The sequence below is a fragment of the Chryseobacterium contaminans genome (genome assembly GCF_001684955.1).
Lineage (GTDB): Bacteria > Bacteroidota > Bacteroidia > Flavobacteriales > Weeksellaceae > Chryseobacterium > Chryseobacterium contaminans.
Window position 1 is genome coordinate 1 of record NZ_MAYF01000141.1, and the last position, 4,663, is coordinate 4,663.

Genomic DNA, 4,663 nt, shown 5'->3' on the forward strand with positions numbered 1-4,663 from the left:
TTTAACAAATATTTTTCATCATTCACTCTCTTTCTTTTTATTGTGTTAAGAAAAAGAGCTCCTTTTCTGTCATATTTTTTATTATATGCTTTAGCATAAGAATTTAGAAAGTCTCCAAAATTTTTCATCAAATATTGATGTTCATCTTCTGTACCAACCTCATTAAAACTTTTAAACCTTAATAGCAAATGAAAATGATTGGGTAACAGGCAATATGCATAAATATCTGCAATCGGAAGAATATATTTATTCAACTGCTTTAGAAAAAAATGATAATTTGTTTCTTCACGAAAAATCAATTCCCTCCCATTTACATGAGAAAAAATATGGTAAACCGATTCAAACTCAAAACTTTCTGTATTAATCATATTTGTTAAAAACCTATTCAAACCTAACGGGTTTTGAAAACCCGTTAGGTTTAGAGATTCCAAAAGTTATTTCACATCATCCCAAATGCTGTAATCAACAATTTTTGTAGGGATTTGCTGAACATATTCTGTAAAAGGTTCACAAGGCAGAATAGCCTCTTTTCCTTCTCTGGCCAATTCCTGGTACAATTTCGTTCCTTCAGTTTTCCAATGAATCATTTCATCAGAAACATCACGGATAATTTTTGCAGGGCTTCCTACAATCAGTTTTCTGGGCTCGCACCTAAAATTAGCAGGAACGAATGCTAAAGCTCCTACAATACTTTCATCTCCGATATAGGCTTTGTCCATTACAACGGAATTCATACCGATCAGACAATTCTTTCCAATGTGTCCCGAGTGGATAATCGCTCCATGTCCAATATGGGCAGATTCTTCCAAAATGGTTTCTATATTAGGGAAAACATGAAGAGTACAGTTCTCCTGAACATTAGCCCCGTCTTTAATGATAATTTTTCCCCAGTCGCCACGGATCACCGCATTGGGACCGATATAGACTTCTTCACCAATTTCTACATTCCCGATAATGACTGCCTGTGGATGAATATAGGCAGAAGGTTTTATAATGGGACGGATTCCGTGATATGAGTAGATGTTCATAAAATTTTTAATAAAATTTAATTTAACAATCTATCAGTGTAACAGTTTACCAATAAGATGCTTCGACAAGCTCAGCATGACAGTGTGATTGTTACACTGGTACATTATTATATTGTTATATTGAAAAAGTTATACTTTTTCGATCACCATTGCATAGCCTTGACCAACACCGATACAAAGGGTACACAATGCATATTTCTTATCTTGCTTCTGAAGTTCTATAGCTGCAGACCCAATGATTCTTGCTCCGGAAACTCCCAGCGGGTGACCAATGGCAATAGCACCACCATTTGGATTTATTCTTGTGTCATCATCTTTTAAACCTAAGCTTCTGGTTACTGCCAGAGCTTGTGCTGCGAAAGCTTCGTTAAGCTCGATAATATCCATATCATCAAGAGACAGGTTTAATCTCTTTAATAGTTTTTGAGTAGCTTCTACAGGGCCGATTCCCATAATTCTTGGTTCAACACCGGCTACGGAAGATCCTAAAATTCTAGCTTTAGGTTTTAATCCGTATTTTTTTACAGCTTCTTCACTTGCTAAGATTAAAGCAGCTGCTCCGTCATTCATTCCGGAAGCATTTCCCGCTGTTACAGTTCCTTCTTTTCTGAAAGCAGGACGAAGTTTTCCCAGTCCTTCCATCGAAGAGGTTGGTTTAATAAATTCGTCTTTTTCAAAAACAATTGGCTCTCCTTTTCTCTGTGGAATTTCAACTTTCACGATTTCTTCTGCCAATCTTCCGCTTTCCTGAGCTTTAGTTGCTTTTTGCTGAGACCAAAGGGCAAATTTATCCTGATCTTCTCTGTTGATCTGGTGCAGATCTGCAAGGTTTTCTGCCGTTTCACCCATTCCGTCAACACCGTACATTTCTTTCATTTTCGGATTGATAAATCTCCATCCGAAAGTAGTATCATACATCTGGCTGTCTCTACCAAAAGCAGCACTAGGTTTAGACATTACGTAAGGAGAACGTGTCATGTGCTCTACTCCACCTGCAATATAAATCTCACCTTCCCCAGCTGCAATGGAACGGAAAGCATTAGCTACAGCGGACATTCCTGAAGCACAAAGACGGTTTACTGTTTCCCCTCCGATTTTATAAGGAAGACCAGCCAATAAAAGCCCCATTCTGGCTACGTTTCTGTTATCTTCCCCTGCCTGGTTGGCACATCCGAAAATAACGTCTTCAATCTTCTCTACAGGAACTTCAGGGTTTCTTGCTACTACTTCTTTGATAACAATAGCTGCAAGATCATCTGCTCTTACTTCTGATAAACCTCCCTGTAATTTTGAAATGGGAGTTCTCACATAGTCTATGATGTATACGTTGTTCATAATTATTTTAATATAGCAATTTAGCAATGTAACAGTGTAACAATACTAGATTGATTGATTTTTATTTAAGCTTGTACTTAATATTTTATATATTATCTTTCCAATCTCTGTAATCTGAACTTCTAAATTCTTTAAAAGGGTAGCTTTTAGAATGTTTACAGAGATAGAGCCAATATTTTGTTTCTTCGAGTTCTTTAGCAGCAATTTTAATTTTATTTACAAAATCATTCTTACTATGAGGGTTTTGTGCTTCAAAGGAATTAGCTCCAATACTGGTCCCGGAACGTAACAATTGTTTCGCAATAATAAATTTTCTTTTCTTTTCCAACAATTCACAGAATTCAATAATATCTAATGAAAACTGAACCGTTTTTTCAATTAACGGGTTATTATCAAAATTTATCATTTGTGCTAAAATTTTTATTTTATAATTGGTAAATTGTTATACTGATACATTGTTACATTGAACCTACAGTTCTGTTACTTTTTTTCCGATTTTGTAGACTGTTCCTACAAATTTTGCAATCAGCTCCTGATTTTGATTGGTGATTTTAATATCATAAACAGCTGTTTTTCTGGTATCATTCACCAAAATACTTTCTGCTCTGAAAACATCGCCTTCTTTTCCAGCCTTGGTAAAGTTGATGATGCAGTTTAAGGCCACAGCTGCATCTCCCGTATTATTGGAAGAAAATGCCAGTGCAGAATCTGCAAAAGCGAAAGTAACACCTCCATGAACGGTTTTAAGCCCATTAATCATATCTTTTTTGATGGGCATTTCTATTAAACAGTAATTTTCTTTTACTTCAATCATTTTGATATTCATCCATTGGGAAAAATAATCCTGATTGAACATATAATCTGCAACTTGTCTTGGATTCATTTCTATTATATGTTTGTTATTTCTTCATACAGCTCATCGGATAAACGATCGTAAATACTCATCGTCTTACCCAGAATAACCTGTTCATATGAAAGGTGCGTATCGGAACTATCAGAGCTACTCTCTCCTTCATACATTGCATTTAAATCAATTCCGCTTTCATTGGCTAATCTTTGAATTAATGTTCTGTATTTTTCATTAAATTTCCCCAACAATTCAAGTCTTTCCTGACTCTCCATGGAAGATGCTTCCTGAATCAAATACTGCTTTTCAATGAGAAGCCTTGTTTCCAATTCTGCTCTGAATTCTTCTATATTCATTTATTTAATCTAATAATTTAACAATGTAACAGTTTACCAATGAGATGCTTCGACAGGCTCAGCATGACAGCGCAATTGCTACATTGTTAGATTGGTACATTGTTACATTTTACGTAGTAACGGACTTTGCCTGTACCTTTCTTCCTGATATTCGTTGTAAAGGTTCTGCAGGGTTTCGGAAATTTTTGAATACCCGATTTCTTTTCCCCAACCTAATAATCCTTTTGGATAGTTTACTCCTTTCTGCATCGCCAGTTCGATATCTTCATCATTGGCAACTCCTAATCTTTTGGCTTCAACCGCTTCATTAATCAGCATTGAAATGATTCTTAAAAAGATCTGCTGGTAAAGAGCATCATCTTTCTGTGCTTCCGGTTTTACAGCTCCTTCGCTATAGTCGTAAAAACCTTTTCCTGTTTTTCTGCCGTGAAGTTTGGCTTCAGACATTCTCTGTTGAAGTAAAGAGGGTTTGTATTTAGGGTCGTAGAAATAATCTTTGTAAACTGTTGTGGTTACGGCAAAGTTGACATCTACTCCAATAAGATCCATTAATTCAAAAGGTCCCATTTTAAAGTTTCCTAAAGTTTTCATGGCTTCATCTACCTGTTCCGGTGTTGCCATATTCTCTTCAACAATCCTTAATGCTTCACCATAGTACGGACGGGCAATTCTGTTAACGATAAATCCTGGAATATCCTTAGCAATAACAGGTGTTTTTCCCCATTCTTTCATGAGGTTGTATATTTTTTCCGCTAAAGTTTTTTCTGTTAATAAAGATGGAATCACTTCCACTAAAGGCATCAATGGAGCCGGATTGAAAAAATGAATTCCGATGAAACGCTCCGGTTTCTTTAATTCTGCACCCAGAGAGGTGATAGAAATGGATGATGTATTGGAACCGATGATACAGTCTTCTGAAACATAAGTCTCCAGCTCTGTAAAAACCGTGGTTTTGATATCTTTATTTTCAATGATCGCTTCAATAACCAAATTGGAATCTTTTAAATCCTGTAATGCTTCACCCTTAACGATATTGTTTCTGATCTCTGCGGCTTTTTCCTGAGAAATTTTTCCTTTTTCAGCTAATTTCTGAAGGA

At 36.0% G+C, this 4,663-nt stretch carries 7 protein-coding genes; all 7 read right to left on the reverse strand.

The genetic code is table 11. From position 1 onward, the window contains the following. Window positions 1–368 (reverse strand): transposase (locus BBH99_RS09760; protein WP_394363553.1); only part of this gene is annotated, 368 nt, incomplete at its 3' end. 66 nt (window positions 369–434) lie between these two features. Beyond that, on the reverse strand, window positions 435–1,028 hold the full coding sequence (locus tag BBH99_RS09765; protein WP_047382988.1) for an acyltransferase: 594 nt from the start codon (window positions 1,026–1,028) through the stop codon (window positions 435–437). Between the two features lie 129 nt (window positions 1,029–1,157). Next, entirely contained in the window at window positions 1,158–2,363 is a 1,206-nt protein-coding gene (pcaF, locus tag BBH99_RS09770; RefSeq protein WP_066695050.1) for a 3-oxoadipyl-CoA thiolase, read from the reverse strand. Between the two features lie 85 nt (window positions 2,364–2,448). Next, window positions 2,449–2,769, reverse strand: coding sequence for a four helix bundle protein (locus BBH99_RS09775; protein WP_083188798.1), 321 nt, complete (start codon window positions 2,767–2,769; stop codon window positions 2,449–2,451). Between the two features lie 63 nt (window positions 2,770–2,832). Beyond that, window positions 2,833–3,246 carry a PaaI family thioesterase gene (locus tag BBH99_RS09780; protein ID WP_066695052.1) on the reverse strand — a complete coding sequence of 138 codons (414 nt, stop codon included), beginning with the start codon at window positions 3,244–3,246 and terminating at the stop codon, window positions 2,833–2,835. 5 nt (window positions 3,247–3,251) lie between these two features. Next, window positions 3,252–3,566, reverse strand: coding sequence for a hypothetical protein (locus BBH99_RS09785; RefSeq protein ID WP_066695054.1), 315 nt, complete (start codon window positions 3,564–3,566; stop codon window positions 3,252–3,254). 102 nt (window positions 3,567–3,668) lie between these two features. Then, window positions 3,669–4,663: 3-hydroxyacyl-CoA dehydrogenase family protein (locus tag BBH99_RS09790; RefSeq protein WP_066695056.1), on the reverse strand; the 995-nt coding region annotated here is incomplete at its 5' end.

Coding starts and splice junctions, on each gene's coding strand:
- BBH99_RS09765 (WP_047382988.1), bottom strand. CDS start 1,028: ATGAACATCTACTCATATCACGGAATCCGTCCCATTATAAAACCTTCT.
- pcaF (WP_066695050.1), bottom strand. CDS start 2,363: ATGAACAACGTATACATCATAGACTATGTGAGAACTCCCATTTCAAAA.
- BBH99_RS09775 (WP_083188798.1), bottom strand. CDS start 2,769: ATGATAAATTTTGATAATAACCCGTTAATTGAAAAAACGGTTCAGTTT.
- BBH99_RS09780 (WP_066695052.1), bottom strand. CDS start 3,246: ATGAATCCAAGACAAGTTGCAGATTATATGTTCAATCAGGATTATTTT.
- BBH99_RS09785 (WP_066695054.1), bottom strand. CDS start 3,566: ATGAATATAGAAGAATTCAGAGCAGAATTGGAAACAAGGCTTCTCATT.